General features: G+C 64.5%; 16 protein-coding genes. 9 read left to right on the top strand and 7 right to left on the bottom strand.

What is annotated here, in order from left to right:
* Positions 1–62 precede the first annotated feature (62 nt).
* Positions 63–530: a response regulator gene (locus ATY76_RS17565; protein ID WP_088675986.1), complete on the top strand. Its 468-nt coding sequence runs from the start codon at positions 63–65 to the stop codon at positions 528–530.
* Between the two features lie 27 nt (positions 531–557).
* On the opposite strand, the gene ATY76_RS17560 is transcribed toward ATY76_RS17565, so the two are convergent.
* Positions 558–1,130 carry a pyridoxamine 5'-phosphate oxidase family protein gene (locus ATY76_RS17560; protein WP_088675985.1) on the bottom strand — a complete coding sequence of 191 codons (573 nt, stop codon included), beginning with the start codon at positions 1,128–1,130 and terminating at the stop codon, positions 558–560.
* Between the two features lie 13 nt (positions 1,131–1,143).
* The gene (locus ATY76_RS17555) at positions 1,144–1,848 is read right to left on the bottom strand and encodes an SDR family oxidoreductase (RefSeq protein ID WP_088675984.1); all 705 of its coding nucleotides are present in this window, start codon (positions 1,846–1,848) and stop codon (positions 1,144–1,146) included.
* 106 nt (positions 1,849–1,954) lie between these two features.
* On the opposite strand from ATY76_RS17555, the gene ATY76_RS17550 reads away from it, so the two are divergent.
* Positions 1,955–2,830: a LysR substrate-binding domain-containing protein gene (locus ATY76_RS17550; protein ID WP_088675983.1), complete on the top strand. Its 876-nt coding sequence runs from the start codon at positions 1,955–1,957 to the stop codon at positions 2,828–2,830.
* Positions 2,831–2,872: 42 nt separating this feature from the next.
* Here ATY76_RS17550 and ATY76_RS17545 read toward each other — a convergent pair whose 3' ends face one another.
* A complete protein-coding gene (locus tag ATY76_RS17545; protein ID WP_088675982.1) occupies positions 2,873–3,334 on the bottom strand; it encodes a nuclear transport factor 2 family protein in 462 nt (153 codons plus the stop codon).
* A gap of 142 nt (positions 3,335–3,476) precedes the next feature.
* On the opposite strand from ATY76_RS17545, the gene ATY76_RS17540 reads away from it, so the two are divergent.
* Positions 3,477–3,836 carry a helix-turn-helix domain-containing protein gene (locus ATY76_RS17540; protein WP_088675981.1) on the top strand — a complete coding sequence of 120 codons (360 nt, stop codon included), beginning with the start codon at positions 3,477–3,479 and terminating at the stop codon, positions 3,834–3,836.
* A gap of 233 nt (positions 3,837–4,069) precedes the next feature.
* Here the strand turns inward: ATY76_RS17540 and ATY76_RS17535 are convergent, their stop codons facing one another.
* On the bottom strand, positions 4,070–5,038 hold the full coding sequence (locus ATY76_RS17535; RefSeq protein WP_088675980.1) for a zinc-dependent alcohol dehydrogenase family protein: 969 nt from the start codon (positions 5,036–5,038) through the stop codon (positions 4,070–4,072).
* A 53-nt stretch (positions 5,039–5,091) separates the two neighbouring features.
* Between ATY76_RS17535 and ATY76_RS17530 the strand changes: the two genes are divergently transcribed.
* The 5 genes from ATY76_RS17530 to ATY76_RS17510 all read left to right on the top strand — a co-directional run bounded on the left by ATY76_RS17530 (position 5,092) and on the right by ATY76_RS17510 (position 9,978).
* On the top strand, positions 5,092–5,508 hold the full coding sequence (locus tag ATY76_RS17530; protein ID WP_088675979.1) for a thioesterase family protein: 417 nt from the start codon (positions 5,092–5,094) through the stop codon (positions 5,506–5,508).
* A gap of 3 nt (positions 5,509–5,511) precedes the next feature.
* Positions 5,512–7,032, top strand: coding sequence for an AMP-binding protein (locus ATY76_RS17525; RefSeq protein WP_088675978.1), 1,521 nt, complete (start codon positions 5,512–5,514; stop codon positions 7,030–7,032).
* Positions 7,010–8,203: a thiolase family protein gene (locus ATY76_RS17520; protein ID WP_088675977.1), complete on the top strand. Its 1,194-nt coding sequence runs from the start codon at positions 7,010–7,012 to the stop codon at positions 8,201–8,203. Before ATY76_RS17525 ends, ATY76_RS17520 begins: the two co-directional genes overlap by 23 nt.
* A 555-nt stretch (positions 8,204–8,758) precedes the next feature.
* Positions 8,759–9,523 (top strand): SDR family oxidoreductase, encoded by a 765-nt coding sequence (locus tag ATY76_RS17515; protein WP_088675976.1) that lies wholly within the window; start codon positions 8,759–8,761, stop codon positions 9,521–9,523.
* 41 nt (positions 9,524–9,564) lie between these two features.
* The gene (locus ATY76_RS17510; RefSeq protein WP_088675975.1) at positions 9,565–9,978 is read left to right on the top strand and encodes a cupin domain-containing protein; all 414 of its coding nucleotides are present in this window, start codon (positions 9,565–9,567) and stop codon (positions 9,976–9,978) included.
* A gap of 49 nt (positions 9,979–10,027) precedes the next feature.
* Here ATY76_RS17510 and ATY76_RS17505 read toward each other — a convergent pair whose 3' ends face one another.
* The 3 genes from ATY76_RS17505 to ATY76_RS17490 all read right to left on the bottom strand — a co-directional run bounded on the left by ATY76_RS17505 (position 10,028) and on the right by ATY76_RS17490 (position 13,861).
* Positions 10,028–11,311, bottom strand: coding sequence for a cystathionine gamma-synthase family protein (locus ATY76_RS17505; RefSeq protein ID WP_088675974.1), 1,284 nt, complete (start codon positions 11,309–11,311; stop codon positions 10,028–10,030).
* A 71-nt stretch (positions 11,312–11,382) separates the two neighbouring features.
* The gene (locus ATY76_RS17500; RefSeq protein WP_088675973.1) at positions 11,383–12,462 is read right to left on the bottom strand and encodes a YihY/virulence factor BrkB family protein; all 1,080 of its coding nucleotides are present in this window, start codon (positions 12,460–12,462) and stop codon (positions 11,383–11,385) included.
* A 1,033-nt stretch (positions 12,463–13,495) separates the two neighbouring features.
* Positions 13,496–13,861, bottom strand: a complete 366-nt coding sequence (locus ATY76_RS17490) for a hypothetical protein (RefSeq protein WP_088675972.1) — start codon at positions 13,859–13,861, stop codon at positions 13,496–13,498.
* Between the two features lie 963 nt (positions 13,862–14,824).
* Between ATY76_RS17490 and ATY76_RS17485 the strand changes: the two genes are divergently transcribed.
* On the top strand, positions 14,825–15,205 hold the full coding sequence (locus tag ATY76_RS17485) for a GFA family protein (RefSeq protein ID WP_245309940.1): 381 nt from the start codon (positions 14,825–14,827) through the stop codon (positions 15,203–15,205).
* Positions 15,206–15,714: the final 509 nt, after the last annotated feature.

Here is a 15,714-nt window from a genome sequence, read left to right as displayed (position 1 = left end):
CCATCGCCTTCGGCCGCCTCGCTTGCTATCAGTGCGGCATCGCTTTCGACGAAGTTGGGGCCATGACAGATACCACCGATATCCTGCGCGCCTCGACGATCCTGATCGTCGATGACGAGCCCGCCAATGTTTCGCTGCTGGAGCGCATCCTGAAGCGCGAGGGGTTTACGGCGCTGATCAGCACGACCGAGCCGCGCGAGGCGCTGCGGCTCTTCCGCGAGCATCCCGTCGATCTCGTGCTGCTCGACCTGATGATGCCGGATCTCGACGGCTTCGCGCTGCTGGAGACTTTCGCAAGGCTCATCCCCGATGACAGCTATCTGCCGATCCTGGTGCTGACCGCCGATGCGACGCTGCCGACGCGCCGGCGTGCGCTTTCGCTCGGCGCGAAGGATTTCCTGACCAAGCCCTTCGATGCGATCGAGGCGGTGCTGCGCATCTTCAACCTGCTCGAAACCCGCATCCTGACGCTGGAACTCGCCAGGCACGGGCTGGCGACGCCGAGATCGGAACGTCCGAGGATCGATTGACCGCCCCGAAAGCGCCGCGATCTCAGGTCAGGGATTGACCCAGCGGCAAGAGGAGAGGGCGCCGGCTTCGTCATAAGAGAACAATGCCCTGCGATTGTCCTGCTGGCGCAGCTGGAACCAATCCAGCGTGCCGGCCCGAAAGATCAGCAGGCCGAAGCGCGCCTTTCCCTCGGCCTCATCCGCGGGCTCTGCCGTGTCGATCGTTTCGAAGGCGCGCTCGTCCCCGGGCGGGCCGCCGGCATAGGTCATCCGCGTCCGCGCGGGCAGCCTGTCCCATGCGGCTTCGGCCGCTCCGCTTCCCGGCCCATGAAGCTCGACCTCTCCCTGTAGCCGAAGCTGCAGCCGGCTTTCGGCGCTGAAGCCGAGGACCGTGACGTGGGGATTAGCTGAAAGTTCCGGCCATTTGCGGCTGCGTATATCCGTATGAAATTCGAGACGCCGCGCCGCTCTGTCGGCCGCACGCAGCACGACCATGCGTGCCTGCGGCCTCATCTCGGCATCGACGGAGCAGAGGTTGAGATAGCGGAAACCCGACTGCGGATCTGCCGCAGCCGTTTCGAGCTCCGCCCATGCCGCGGCGTCGATATCGGTCAGATCCACCGGCAGGCTCCGCTCAGACCGAACGGGCGATGCCGCCGTCGACGCGGATGTTCTGGCCGGTGATGTAGCCCGCACCTTCCGACAGGAGGAAGGCGATGGTCGCCGCGATTTCCTCGCTGGTGCCGTAGCGGCGCATCGGAACGCTGTCGCGCCGCTCCTCGGTGGCGGGCAGGCTGTCGATCCAGCCGGGCAGGACGTTGTTCAGGCGGATGTTCTTGGCCGCATAGGTGTCCGCGAAGATCTTGGTGAAGCTCGCCAGGCCCGCGCGGAAGACGGCCGAGGTCGGGAACATCGGCGAGGGTTCGAACGCCCATGCCGTCGAGATATTGACGATGGCGCCGCCGCCTTGCGCTTCCATGATCGGCGCCACCAGCCGGATCGGGCGCACCGCGCTCAGGAAATAGACTTCCATGCCCCGGTGCCAGTCCTCGTCCGAGATGTCGAGGATCGGCGCGCGCGGGCCGTGGCCGGCGGAATTGACCAGCGCGTCGATGCGCCCCCATCGCTCCATCGAGAGATCGACGAGCCGCTTCACGTCCTCGTTGGACTGGTTGGAGCCGGTAACGCCGACGCCGCCGAGTTCCTTCGCCAGCGCCTCGCCCTTGCCGGAGGAGGAGAGCACGGCGACGCGGTAGCCGTCCGCAGCCAGTTTACGCGCGGCTGCGGCGCCCATGCCGGATCCGCCTGCAGTGATGAGAGCGACTTTTCCTTCAGACATTGAAACCTCCGCCAGCTGAATTTGCGCAGCATTATGCCAGATATGCTGCCTGCTTTCGCGCGAGAAAGAAACATGCGAGACTGTAGAAAATCTACTGGATAGGCCGATGATCCAATCCCGCCGCGCGCTGCCGCCGTTGAATGCCCTGCGCGCCTTCGAGGCTTCGGGCCGCAGGCTGAATTTCCGCGCCGCCGCAGAGGAACTCGGCGTCACCCAGGGAGCGATCGCCCAGCAGGTCCGCGCGCTGGAAGATCAGCTTGGCCTCATGCTGTTCCAGCGCCAGCCCCGCGGCCTTGCGCTGACCGCACAGGGTGCCGCCTATCTCTCCGACGTCACCCGCGCCTTCGATATGCTTGGCGAGGCGACCGGACGGCTTTTCGCGCGGCCGGAAACCGTGACGATCAGTGTCACCCCGACCGTCGCCGCCAAGCTTTTGATCCCGCGCCTCGCCGAGCTCTACAGCGCCCTTCCCGAGGTGGATCTGAGGACGGTCGCCACCGAGGCGCTGTCGGATTTCGACCGCGACCAGGTGGATATCGCCGTGCGCCTGACCGGCCAGGCTTTTCCGGCGGCGCTGGAGGCAAGGCTGCTGTTCCGCCAGGAACTGGTGGCGGTCGCAAGCCCGCATCTGGTGAAAGGGCTCGCCCTTCCCTTGAGCCGCGAAGAGCTTTGCAAGCTGCCGCTTCTGCATGACTCGCACGATCGCTGGGGCGTATTCCTCGGAATTCGCGAGAAGCTGCCGGGCGCGGCGTTCAACCATACGACACTGGCGCTCGACGCCGCACTCGCCGGCCAAGGCGTCGTGCTGGCCTGCCGGGCTTTCGTGGCGGCCGATCTCGAAGCCGGACGGCTGGTGCAGGTGACGGAGGAAACGGCGGCCGTCGGCGCCGATTACTTCCTCGTCCGCAAACGCTCGTCTTCGCCGCGAAAGGCCGTGGACGCGGTGTGGGACTGGTGCGCGGCGCGGCTGTCGCTCGGCTGAGCGCCCGATGATCGGGGCCGGCTCACGCCGGCCCCGTCATGTTCAGAACATGGTGTTCTTGTTGGCGGCCTCTTTCGGAACCGCCTGGATCACATCCCAGTGCTCGACGATCTTGCCGTCCTTGACGCGGAAAATATCGACGATCGCCTGGCCGCGATCGTCGGCGCCGTTCGTCGCATGCACATGCAGCCAGACGAGGTCGCCATCGGCGGAGCTGCGGACGATCTTCGCCTTCGATTGAGGATTGTCCTTGAAGAAGCCGGTGAAGAAGGAAACGAGAGGCTTCTTGCCATCCGGAACTTCGGGATTGTGCTGTCGATACTCGTCCGCCACCACGGAGGCGGCCTCGACATCATGGCTGTTGAAGAAGCGGTCGTAGAACTCCACCACCAGCTTCCGGTTGGCTTCCTCGACCTTCAAATCCCGAGAGGCGGCAAAGGCGCCTGAGGGCATGGCGATGCCTGCCAGAATGGCGAGTGCGCAAAGCGATTTCCCGAATGTCATGCATCAAACTCCTTGGTATGAATCCGCGATCTAGTCTAAGAAACAGACTATGAGGCTTGGTCTAGGACAGCGCGAAATGCCCAGCAAGAAGGCAGTTTTCAGTGCCGAGGTCAGCGCGCGATGACCGAGAGGAAGGGACGCCATGCCTGAGAAAACGGACGGGCCGGGCGCGGGATGCCCGATCAGGGGCGTGCTCGACCGCATCGGCGATCAATGGAGCCTGCTGACGCTCGAGGCGCTGGAAACCGAAAAGAAGCGCTTCAACGAGCTGCTGCGCGAGATCGGCGACATCTCCAAACAGATGCTCTCCAAGACGCTGCGGCATCTGGAGCAGGACGGCTATATCAGGCGCACCGTCTATCCCGAGGTGCCGCCGCGCGTGGAATACGAGTTGACGGACCTCGGCCGATCCTTCCTCATCCCGATGAAGGCCCTGGTCGGCTGGGCCGAGCAGAACCATCCCGAGATCATTCGATCGCGGCTGCGGCACGAAACTGAGTAGGATTTGAATAGAGGCAAGAAGCAATGCCGGAGCGCGTCCTTCGAGGCTCCGGCCTGCGGCCTACGCACCTCAGGATGAGGGACGTTGGAGTATGCCGCGCCGGCAACAAGGGACGACGTTCGAGATGCCGCGACCTCTCTCCGACCTCATCCTGAGGTGCCCCGCAGGGGCCTCGAAGGACGAGGGCGGCCACCAGGGGCTGGGCGCAAGAAGCAAGGTCGGAGCGTGGCCCCTCAAGCCAGCAGCACCTTGCCGCCAGTCCGGAAGGGAAGGGCGGCTTGCAGCGCCTCGCCGATCCTTTCCAGGGGAAACACCTCCCGCACCTCGGTGGCGATCACCTTTGCCGCGATCTGCGCGGCCACCTCGGAATAGGCGCGCTGGACAACATCCATGGTTTCGGAATGAACCCATTCCCGCAGATGGCAGAAGGAAAAGGTGATATCGGGATGGGTGGCCCAGAAGGAATTCGGGATGCTTTGGCCGGAAAGCAGGCCGTAATGCACGAAATGACCGCCCGGCTTGAGCGCATCGGCAAGGACCGAGGCGCGTGGGCCGCCAACGCAGTCGAGTACGGCATCCAGCCCATGCCGGCCGGCGAGACCGGCTGCCAGGTCGCCGTCCTCCCTGTCGACGATGACGGCCTCGAGCCGACCGCGTAGGCGCCGGCGGGATTCTTCGCTGCGGACGATCGCCACCGGCTCGACGCCGGCGGCATTGGCGAGACCGATGAGGATCGATCCGATCGAGGAGGCGGCGGCATTGACGGCGATGCGCATGCCGGACCTCAGCCCGATCTTCCCATGCAGCATCAGCCAGGCGGTCATCGGGTTGACGTAGCTGGTCGCCGCCTCGAAATCGGAGAGCGCGTCGGGTACGCGCAGGCACGAGCCGGAATCGGTGTCCTTGAATTCCTGCCAGCCGCCGGCGCTGCGCACCGGCAGCACGCGCGTCCCCGGCTTCAGCCCGTAGACTTCTTCGCCGCAGGCTTCGATCACGCCGAAGGCTTCGAAGCCCGGAATGAAGGGCAGGGTCGTGCGGCCGGCATAGGCGCCCGAAATGGTGATGATATCGGAGGGATTGATCGAGCGGGCCAGCAGCCGTACCCGAACCTGATCGCGCCGCAGCGCCGGCAGCGGCGTCCGCTCGATCCCGACGACCTCCTGGGCCGGGCCGAATTTTCGCACCAACGCCTGATATTGCATTGCATCCCCCTGAGAACAGCGGTTAGAACAGCCCACCAATTTTGGGTGATCGAATGAGCGTTGACGACAGGCCTTTAGCATCGTTCCGGGTCTCGATGCGAGACATCGACATCTATGGCCATGTCCACAATTCGGTCTACCTCGATTATTGCGAGGATGCCGTCGTCGAGTTTCTGCGCCACCGCGAGATCCTCGGCCACTTCCGCCACACGACCTCGGGTGTCGCCTATCACGTCAAGAAGGCGGAGATCACCTTTCACAATCCGATCGACGTCGATGATGTCGTCGAGGCGAAGGTCGCCGTCGAAAAGATCGGGCGCACCAGCCTCGCCTTTACGATCGAACTCTTTCGCCGGCGCGACGGCGCCCATTGCGCAACGGCCGGCCTCGTCTGGGTCTGCGTCGGCCTTTCCGACAACCGCCCGACGCCGATCCCGGAGGCGACCAGAGCCGCCTTGTCGCAGGGCTAACCCATGCCGATCCATGCAGAGCTTCTTCGACACGCCACGGAGAGACCGGACAAGCCGGCGGTGGTGATCGACGGCGGCGTGCTCAGCTACGGCGAACTCTACGCGCGCTCGCGGGCGATCTATCGCTTTCTCCAGGATCTTCCCGACTCGAACCCGCGCACGATCGACCTGCCCGGCGTCAAGAAGCTCGTTGCCTTAAGCCTCGGCAACCATATCGGCTTTGCCGAATATTTCGTCGCCGCCACCGCCTTGCCGCATGCCTGCGCCGTCATCGACCCGATGATGCCGGCGGACAGGATCGAGCGCATCCTCGAGCGCCTTGCACCTGACGTGCTGGTCGCCGACGACGAGGCGAGCCCCAGTGCGGAGATCGGCCGCCGGCTCGGCCTATCGGTCGTCATCGCCGGAGCCGAGCCTTTCGATCTCACCGCGCCGGGAGAGGACCTGCCGGATGCCGACGGCATCTTCCTGATCGGCTTCACCTCGGGCACCACGGCCGAGCCGAAAGCCTATTGCCGCTCGCGCGAGCAGTGGCGCCGGAGCCTCGACCGGGGACGGCTGGTTTTCGAACTCCACGACGCGCCCTCGACCCTTTGTCCCGGCGCCCTGGCGCACGGCCTGGCGCTTTACGCCCTGGTGGAAGCGCTCGATGCCGGGGCGACATTCCATTCGGTGCGGAAGTGGGATGCAGGCGCGCTCGCGCGCACCCTCGCCTCCGCAGAGATCGAACGGCTGGTCGCGGTGCCGACCCATATAGCCGGGATTGCCCGCGCATGGGCCGGCGAGCCCGCGCTCGAGTGCCTGCGCGACGTGCTGACCGCCGGCGCCAAGCTGAACCTCAACGAGGTCGACTCCATGCGCCGCCTTTTTCCCAAGGCGCGCATCCGGGAATATTACGGTGCTTCCGAGATCGGCTTCATGACGGTCTCGACGCTTGCCGGCGGCGAGACCGATTTTCCGATCGACCGGGTGGGGCAGGCCTATCCCGGCGTCGCGATTTCCATCCGCGACCCAGAAGAAAACGATGTCGGCACCGACGTGCCGGGCACCATCTTCGTCAACAGCGACCTCATCGCCGACGGCTATCTCTGGGGCGATGACGGCCAGGCGTTCCGGGTGACACCATCAGGCGCCACCGTCGGCGATCTCGGCGAGATCGACGCCAACGGCATGTTGCGGGTGATCGGCCGGGCCGGCGGCATGATGATTTCAGGCGGCAACAACGTCTATCCCGCCGAAGTCGAGAGCGCGCTGAAAACCTGTCCCGGCGTCGAGGAAGCCGTCGTCTTCGGGCTGCCGGATGCCTATTACGGCCAGAGGATCGTCGCCGTCGTCTCCGGCGAGGCGATCGATGCGAAAATCCTCGCCGACCATTGCGCCAGCAAGCTTGCAAGGTTCAAGATCCCCAGGCAATTCTACCGGATCGGCGCCTGGCCGATGACGAGCAGCGGCAAGATCGCCCGCGGCCAGGTGCAGGCATCGGTCACTTCGGGAGACGGCCTTGTCCTACGCCTATCAGCCTGACGAGGATTGGCAGCCGGTCGTGGTCGCCGCCTACCGCACGCCGATCGGCCGGGCCTTCGGCTCGCTTGCCACGGTCGCGGCCGAAGACCTGCTCGCACCAATCATCCGCCGCATCCTTGCCGAGACGGGCATCGCGCCCGAGGCCATAGACGACGTGCTGGTCGGCAATGCCGCCGGCGGCGGCGGCAATATCGCGCGGCTCGCCGCCCTTTCCGCCGGCCTGCCGATCGCCGTTCCCGGCGTCGCCATCGACCGGCAATGCGGCTCGGGGCTGGAGGCGATCATCATGGCCGCCCGGCTGATCCAGGCGAAGGCCGGTTCCTGTTTTCTGGCCGGCGGCGTCGAGAGCGTCAGCACCGCGCCGTGGCGGGCCGAAAGGCCGAAAGCCAATGGCGCCCTGCCGCGCTTCTACGGCCGCGCCCGCTTCTCCCCCGATGCGATCGGCGATCCCGATATGGGCGTCGCCGCCGAAAACGTCGCCCGCGCATTCGCCATCACGCGCCAGCGGCAGGATGAGTTCGCCCTGCGGAGCCACCGTCTCGCCGTCAAGGCGGCCGAAGCCGGCCTCTTCCGGCCTGAGATCGTCGAAATCGCCACCGGCCACGGGCTGGTGGAGCGGGACGAATGCCCGCGCCCGACGACATCGATGGAAGCGCTGGCAAACCTCAAGCCCGTCTTCCTGGCCGGCGGCTCGGTGACGGCAGGCAATGCCTGCCCGCTCAATGACGGCGCCTGCCTGGTGCTCGTCATCAGCCGCGGCATGGCGAGACACCTCGGCATCGAAAAAGGCCTCGCCTTCATCGACAGCGCGGCGGCCGGCGTCGACCCCAACCTGCTCGGCATCGGCCCGGTCGCCTCGACCAAAAAACTGCTGCAGCGCCAGCCCGATCTCGCGCTTTCCGCGATCGACGCCATCGAATTCAACGAGGCTTTCGCCGCCCAGGTGTTGGCGTCGCTCGATCAGCTCGACATCTCTCCGGATGCGGTCAACAAGGAAGGCGGCGCCATCGCCCTCGGCCATCCCTTCGGCGCCTCGGGCGCGATTCTAGTTAGCCGGCTACATACTCAGCTGCTCCGCAGCGGCGCTCCCGGCGCCACCGGCCTCGCCATGATCGGCATCGGCGGCGGCATCGGCCTGACGGCGCTGTTCGAGGTGGTCGCTCTTTCGTGAGGGAGAGGATGCCGCAGCGTCTCGATTCCCTCTTCTCCCCAGCGGGGAGAAGGTGCCCGTAGGGCGGATGAGGGGGCCTGTGACGCAGGTCCTTCGGCAGCACGCTTGCAGGCGCTCGACCAAAATACCGGGCATGGGTTGCCGTCAAGGTAGCGGGATTACCTTTACGGAGAGGGATGTTCGTGCGGCCCCCCTCATCCGCCTGCCGGCACCAACCTGGGCGAGCCACGGGTCTCGCCCGTCCTTCGGACCCCCGCTGGGGAGAAGAGACCAAGCGGATGCCTGTCGACGCAGGTCTCCTCCATTTCCGCAGGACGTTTCCGACCGCAGGGCCAGCCGCCCTACTGCCTTGGCATAGGGTGACAGCGACGCAGGGAGAATGGTTCGCGGCGGCGATCAGGCGCATTCTCCTGCGCATCGGTGGCGACCGCCCGCGCCGGAATTTCGCGGCTGTGGGGCCAACCGATGAGGTCGCTTGCCTCGCCGAGGAGGCGATTTCGGCAGCCATCTTCCAGTCAACAGCGGAAAACCTCACAGAGGACAAGGAGACTATCCATGAAGATCGTCATTATCGGCGGCACCGGCCTCATCGGTTCGAAGACGGTGGAGAGATTGCGCAAGAAGGGACACGCCGTGCTGCCGGCCTCGCCGAATACAGGCGTCGACACGATCACCGGCAAGGGTCTTGCCGAAGCGCTCGCAGGCGCGCAGGTGGTGCTCGACCTGGCGAATTCGCCTTCCTTCGAGGACAAGGCCGTTCTCGAATTCTTCCAGACCTCGGGCCGCAACCTGCTGAAGGCAGGAGCTGCCGCCGGTGTGAAGCATCACATCGCGCTCTCAATCGTCGGCATGGAGCGCCTGCAGGGCAGCGGCTACATGCGCGCCAAGATGGCGCAGGAACAGCTGATCAAGGGCTCCGGTATTCCCTATACGATCGTGCACTCCACGCAGTTCCACGAATTCATGGCCGGCATCGCCCAATCCAACACGCTCGGCCAGACCGCGCATCTGTCGCCGGCCTATCTGCAGCCGATCGCCTCGGACGACGTTGCCGACGTCATGGCCGACGTGGCGCTTGCAGCACCCGTCAATGGCACGATCGAAATCGGCGGACCGGAGAAGATCCGCCTCACCGAGATCGTGACACGCCTGTTCAAGGCGACGAACGATCCGCGCCAGGTGGTGACCGATCCGCACGCTCGCTATTTCGGCGTCGAACTTGAAGACGACTCGCTCGTGGCCGGCGCCAATGCGCGGCTCGGCCGGATCCGCTTCGACGACTGGCTGAGCCAGCAGCCGCCCCAGAAGAAGAGCGCCTGATCGCAAAGCGGCACTTGTCCCATCAACTGAGGAGACCAGACATGTTCGGAAAGATCATCTCGGCGACGGTATTCGCCCTTACCCTGGCCGCCGGCACGCAAGCGCACGCCGGCGACAACAGAGCGAAAGTCACCGTCGTTTACGACCAGAAGCTTCCCAATGTTCCCGGCAAAAGCATGAAGGCGGTGCTGGTGGAATATGCGCCCGGCGGCATGTCGCCCGGCCATACCCATCCAGACTCAGCCTTCATCTATGCCACCGTTCTCGAAGGGGCGATCCGCAGCGCGGTGAACAAGGGCCCGGAGAAAACCTATAAGGCCGGAGAAAGCTTCTCCGAATTTCCCGGCGATCACCACAGCGTCAGCGCCAATGCCAGCAAGACCGAGCCGGCAAAACTGCTGGCGGTCTTCGTGCTCGATACCACCGAAACGGAACTGACGATCGACGACAAGTAAGCCGCCCGCGATGCCCGGCGCCGCCGGGCATCGTTTGCCCCGCGCGGCGTCAGGCCGCCTGCAGCGCCAGCTCCAGATCGGCGATCAGATCATCCGGATGCTCGATGCCGATGGACAGGCGGATGGTCGATTCCAGCACGCCGATCCGCTCCCTTATCTCGGCGGGCACGCCGGAATGGGTCATGGCGGCCGGGTGGCTTGCGAGCGACTCGGTGCCGCCGAGGCTGACGGCGAGCTTGAACACCTGCAGCGCATTCAGGAATTTGAACGAGGCCGCCTGGCCGCCACGGATATCGAAGGAGAAGGTCGAGCCGGCGCCGCTGCATTGGGCGGCGAAGGTGCGGCCGGACGGCGAGTCCGGATCGTGATAGGGCAGGTAATGCACTTTCTCGACCTTGGGGTGATCGCGCAGGAAATCGGCCACCGCCCGCGCATTGCTGTTGGCCCGCTCCATGCGCAGCTGCAGCGTTTCGAGCGACCGGCCGAGCATCCAGCAGGAATGCGGATCGAGCTGCGTGCCGATCGCGCCGCGCAGCGCCTTCACCTGCTTGATCACCGCCTTGCTGCCGAGGACGGCGCCGGCGATCAGGTCGGAATGGCCGCCGACATATTTGGTCAGCGAATAGAGTGAGATATCCGCGCCATGCTCGATCGGCCGCTGGAAGACCGGCCCGAGCAGGGTGTTGTCGCAGACGACGATCGGCGTATGTCCCTGCTTCGCGCCGATCGCATCGGCGACGCGGCGGATCATCGCCACATCGACCAGGCTGTTGGTCGGATTGGCCGGCGTCTCGATCAGGATGACAGAGACGCGGCCCTTGGCGGCCGCCTCGTCGGCCGCCTTCTGCACCGAGCTTTCGCTGACGCCATCGGCAAAGCCGACCGCGGCGACGCCGAAATTGAGGAAGGTCTTCGCCAGCAGGGTTTCCGTGCCGCCATAGAGCGGCTGCGAATGCAGGATCGCATCGCCCGGCCGCACGAAGGCGAAGAGGGTCGTGGCGATCGCTGCCATGCCTGAGGAAAACAATGCGCCGCTTTCCGTCCGCTCATAGACGGCGAGGCGATCCTCGACGATCTCGCTGTTGGGATGGTTGAACCGCGAATAGACGAGGCCCGCCCCCTTGCCGGCCGGCGGCTCTCGCCGGCCCGAGACGTAGTCGAAGAAATCCTTGCCGTCCTCGGCGGTATTGAAGACGAAGGTGGAGGTCAGGAATACCGGCGGCTTGACCGCCCCTTCCGAGAGTTCGGGATCGTAGCCGTAGTTCAGCATCTGCGTTTCGGGATGCAGCGCGTGATTGCCGATATGGGTTTTGGAAGGATGCGGGGCGGTCATGATCGTCTCCTCTGTCGAACCTGCCGGAGGGATAGGATACATCAATTCGAGAAGCAGTCACCGAGACCGCATCAGCTTACCGTCTCGCCAAGGGTATCGGCGACATAGGCGCCGCGCGCGCCCATCGGCAGCGGATGGCCGGTCGTCGTGTCCCGCGCCGTCTGATGCTCCAGCTCGGCGTTGAGCTCGGCGCCGACGATGAGAATGACGACGGAAAGCCAGATCCAGATGAGGAAACCGATCAGCGCGCCGAGCGCGCCGTAGGTCGCGTTGTAATTGGCGAAATGCTCGAGATAGAAGGAGAAGCCGAGCGACATGGCAGCCCAGGCGAGCGCCGTCAGGGCCGCGCCCCAGGTCATCCACCGTACTCTCGCCGGCTCGCGGCTCGGCCCGAAGCGGTAGACCAGCATGACGGCCGCCGCCACCACGAGCAGCAGCAGCGGCCATCTCAAGAGAAGGGCCATCTGCTCCTTGAACTGGTCGAGCCAGAGATAGGAGAGCACGACCGGCATCACGCCGACCAGCGCCACCATGAGGACGGCGAAGAAGATGGCGCATAGCGTGAAACAGAAGCCGATCAGGTTCAGCCGCACGAGGCTGCGCTTCTCGTCCTCCTCATAGGCGACGTTCATCGCGTCGAAGATCGCGAGCGTGCCGTTGTGCGTGCTCCAGAGCGCGATGGCGAGACCGACGAAGAAGGTGATGCCGAGCGTGCTTTCGCGGTTTTCGACGAGCGCCTTGATCTGATCGGCGAGAAGATCGAAGGCACCGGGCGGCAAGAGAATGGCGAGCTCGCGCAGATGTTCGGAGATGGTGACGGGATCGGCAACCAGCCCGTAGAGCGAGACGAGCGCCGCCAGCGCCGGGAAGATCGCCAGCAGCAGATAGAAGGTCACGCCGGCGGCAATGAGCGTGACGCGGTCGTGCAGGATTTCATGGAAGACGCGCCAGAACACGTCGCGAAGACCGCTCATCGGAATGGCCTCGGGGGTCGCCGCGCTGCGCCCGTGATCGTCACCGCTCCAGCCGGCCGCGGCAGGCAGCCCCTGCGACCCGCGCTGCCTTGCCTGCAGCACGACAAACGCACCAATCGCCGCCGCCATCACCGTCGCGGCGACGGAGAACCTCTTGAGCTGGAGCGCATCAGCCATTACCCTATCCTCCGATTTGCTTCGTGGATAACGCCGGGCGCCGCTAAAGGATGCAAGCCATTGCTTTCTCGCAGAGATTTGCTGCGGGGGAGGGGGCCTCAGCGCCCTGAGAAGGCCGGACCCGCGAGAGTTTTTCAGATTATAAGCATCTGATTTTGTTGGGATAGATTTTCAGTACGGAACCAAAATCGGACTTTGGTTTCGTTACTGCTGCATGGGCGATATTTCGACCTCTAGCGTGCAAGCGGCAACTTCGCGAATTTCCGAGATTAAAAACCGGCATGCAGCGCTTCGACAAGCGCGATCCGGGGCGGAATTCGAGCCGCATCGCCGGGGCGAAGAAGCAAGGCTGGAGCGCGCCTTCGAGGCTCCGCCCCATCGGCTACTCGTGCTAGGATGGGGAGGCCGGAGAATGCCGCGCAGGACAATGATGCTTGCCGACATGCCGCGACCTCTCCCGACCTCATCCTGAGACGCCCCACAGGGCCTCGAAGGACGAGGTCGGCCACAGCCAGCAACGGGAGCAAGAAGCAAGGCTGGAGCGCGTCCTTCGAGGCTTCGGCCTTTGGTCTACGCGCCTCAGGATGAGGGAGGTTGGCGGATGCCGCACCAATATCGCGGGCGCTGGAGGACGCCGCGACCTCTCCCTGAGGCGCCCCGCAGGCGCCTCGAAGGGCGAGGTCGGCCACGGCCAGCAACGGGGCAAGAAGCAAGGCTGGAGCGCGTCCTTCGAGGCTTCGGCCTTTGGCCTACGCGCCTCAGGATGAGGGAGGTTGGCGGATGCCGCGCCGACAACAATGGGCGCTGGCGGATGCCGCGCCGATAATCACAGGCGTTGATGGACCCAGCAGCCTCTCTCCGACCTCATCCTGAGGTGCCCCGCAGGGGCCTCGAAGGACGAGGGCGGCCACCGCCGCGTGGCTATTGGCGCAGCCAGGCGGCGCAAAGCTTGACCGTTGTCCGCGGACAACGGCCGGCATCGGCCAGTCTCATCGGCCGTTCTCGGCAGGTTTCCGCCGCCTACCCTGAAGAGCTATTCCGCGTTGGCCGCTGCCGGTCTTCTGCGGGCCTGGATAATTTCTCCCACCGCGCTGTCGTATCGGCCATCGGGAAACTCGATGTTCCAGAGGAGGCGATGCAGTGCTTCCCGGGGGATGTTCCGATATCCAAGCTCCTCCAGCCGAAGCAGCATCAGCAGATGGTCAGTCACGACGACCAGCCTTGCATAGGCGCTGAGCTGATGCAGCGTCGGACGCATGGCGGCATATGTGTTGAAGCCAAGGGATGCGGCGATGGCCTCGTCGAGGTGCGAGGACTTGATGTGAGGATATTGCCGGCGCAGAGCCTTCTTCAAAGCGGCGATGTTCGAAGGCGAGAATCTCATCGATGGATGAAGCATAGGACGATCCAATGTTCCTGGCCGAAGTCTGCCGATTACGCTTCGACCGTGGTGAACATGGCCGTCGATAGATTCCAAACGCCCTTCAACCCGGCAGCAGGTTTGGTGTGGGCCTCCAGGCTTAGACATTAACCTGCAGATGCATCCTCCTCAAGATATGGATCGACTGGAAGGGCAGGTCGCCAACACCAACCGCCATAGTCGCCCAGTCCGTTGTCCGCGGACAACGGAGCGATGGCTTTCAAGATCAGCTGGATGGTGTCGGCTCATGGAGGCGCGCCGCGCTGATCGAGGGGTGCAGCAGATTGGAGAGGAGCCAATCGAGATTCGCGTAGCCATCGGCGCTGGTGCATCATCATGAGCTATGGGCCTGACGACTAGCCGTCGCCGCATATACCATCCTCTACTGCATTTCGGTTCTGTTCAGATTTCGATCGTAGATTTGCGCCAAACTCAAATTTGACTGCAGCGGAGTACAGTGCTGTTGAATTGGGGCACATCCACGGACCGATCGGGAAGCACATTTCGGCACGTTGTCCGCGGACAACGCCGCGCCCAACCCCGACACGGCGCCGCGCAGGCGGCAACACTCTGTACGGTATTGACATGGCCGCCGGCTTGAATTCGCCGCATTGCGACACTACCTCGTGACGAGTCGAAGCGCTGCCCCTTCTAGCTGCTTTGGCCCGATAGACAGCACTCCTCCTCCCATGCTGTCGGTCACTATCGAAGCCCGGCACTCTCTCCCGCGCCGGGCTTCTGCTCTCCCGAAAAACATCGGCGCTTCCGACCCCTTCGAGCGCCTCAGGGTTGGCCTCCTCTGAGCGCCAGAAGCTATGCTCCGACATCTCTCGTTGGATGCCCACCAGACATCGAGCAAGACCAACAGCGAGCGAGAACATGGAAAGACTTGCGCAATGCCACTGCGGATCGCTCCGCGCGAAAACGGCAAGTGAGCCGCTCATGGTGAGCCTATGCCACTGCCGCGACTGCCAGCGCAGAACCGGCGCCGTGGCGGGAAGCGGTGCGATCTTCGAGAAGGCCGGGGTGACGATCGAGGGAGAGCGGAAGCTCTTCGAGCGCGACGGCGCGGATGGGCGCAAGGTCCGTTTCCACTTCTGCCCGAACTGCGGAACCTCATTGTATTGGGAGGGCGATTTCAATCCGGATCTCTGCATCGTCGCCGTCGGCGCCTTTGCGGATCCGGCGTTTCCCGCACCCCTGGTTTCCGTCTGCGAACAATCCAGGCATGACTGGTTCCAGCTTCCTGACGGCATAAAGCGTGCGCGGCGCGGATTGGTCTCGCCGGCCGCTGCTGCCGATGACCAGCCGCCTCGCAGCTGAATGCGTTGATCCAAAAGGCGCCTTGCCCGGGCGTGACGGCGCGCTGTTTTACCTCGGCGCATCCGCCTCGTCCTTCGAGGCTCCAGCCTACGGCTTTCCGCAGCTCAGCAACCGCAACGTACGAGGATGAGGCTCTCTTGAGCGTTGCCCGGCAGTCTTGAGATTCCTTTAAGCGGTGGCGGTTATTCCAGACGCTCTTTGAGCGCCGGCGGCCATCTCAAGGCTCACTTGGACGTTGGGGGCGGCATCCACCGACGCTCCTCATCCTGAGGCGCGGAAGCCGAAGGCTGGAGCCTCGAAGGACGCGCCGCAACATTGCTCCTTGCACCTTCTAATCTCGATGTCCGCCTCGCCCTTCGAGGCTCCAGCCTTCGGCTTCCGCGCCTCAGGATGAGGCTCTCTTGAGCGCTGCGGGCATTTTGGAGCTGTGAGCGTTGGCGGCCATTTCAAGGTTTCTTGAGCGCGGGTTCTCCTCCTTCCACTCCCTGCACTCGGCGCGCGGCTGCCCT

Source organism: Rhizobium sp. R339 (assembly GCF_002211395.1).
In the GTDB taxonomy this organism is placed as follows: domain Bacteria; phylum Pseudomonadota; class Alphaproteobacteria; order Rhizobiales; family Rhizobiaceae; genus Rhizobium.
This window is presented reverse-complemented; position numbering and strand designations above follow the sequence as displayed.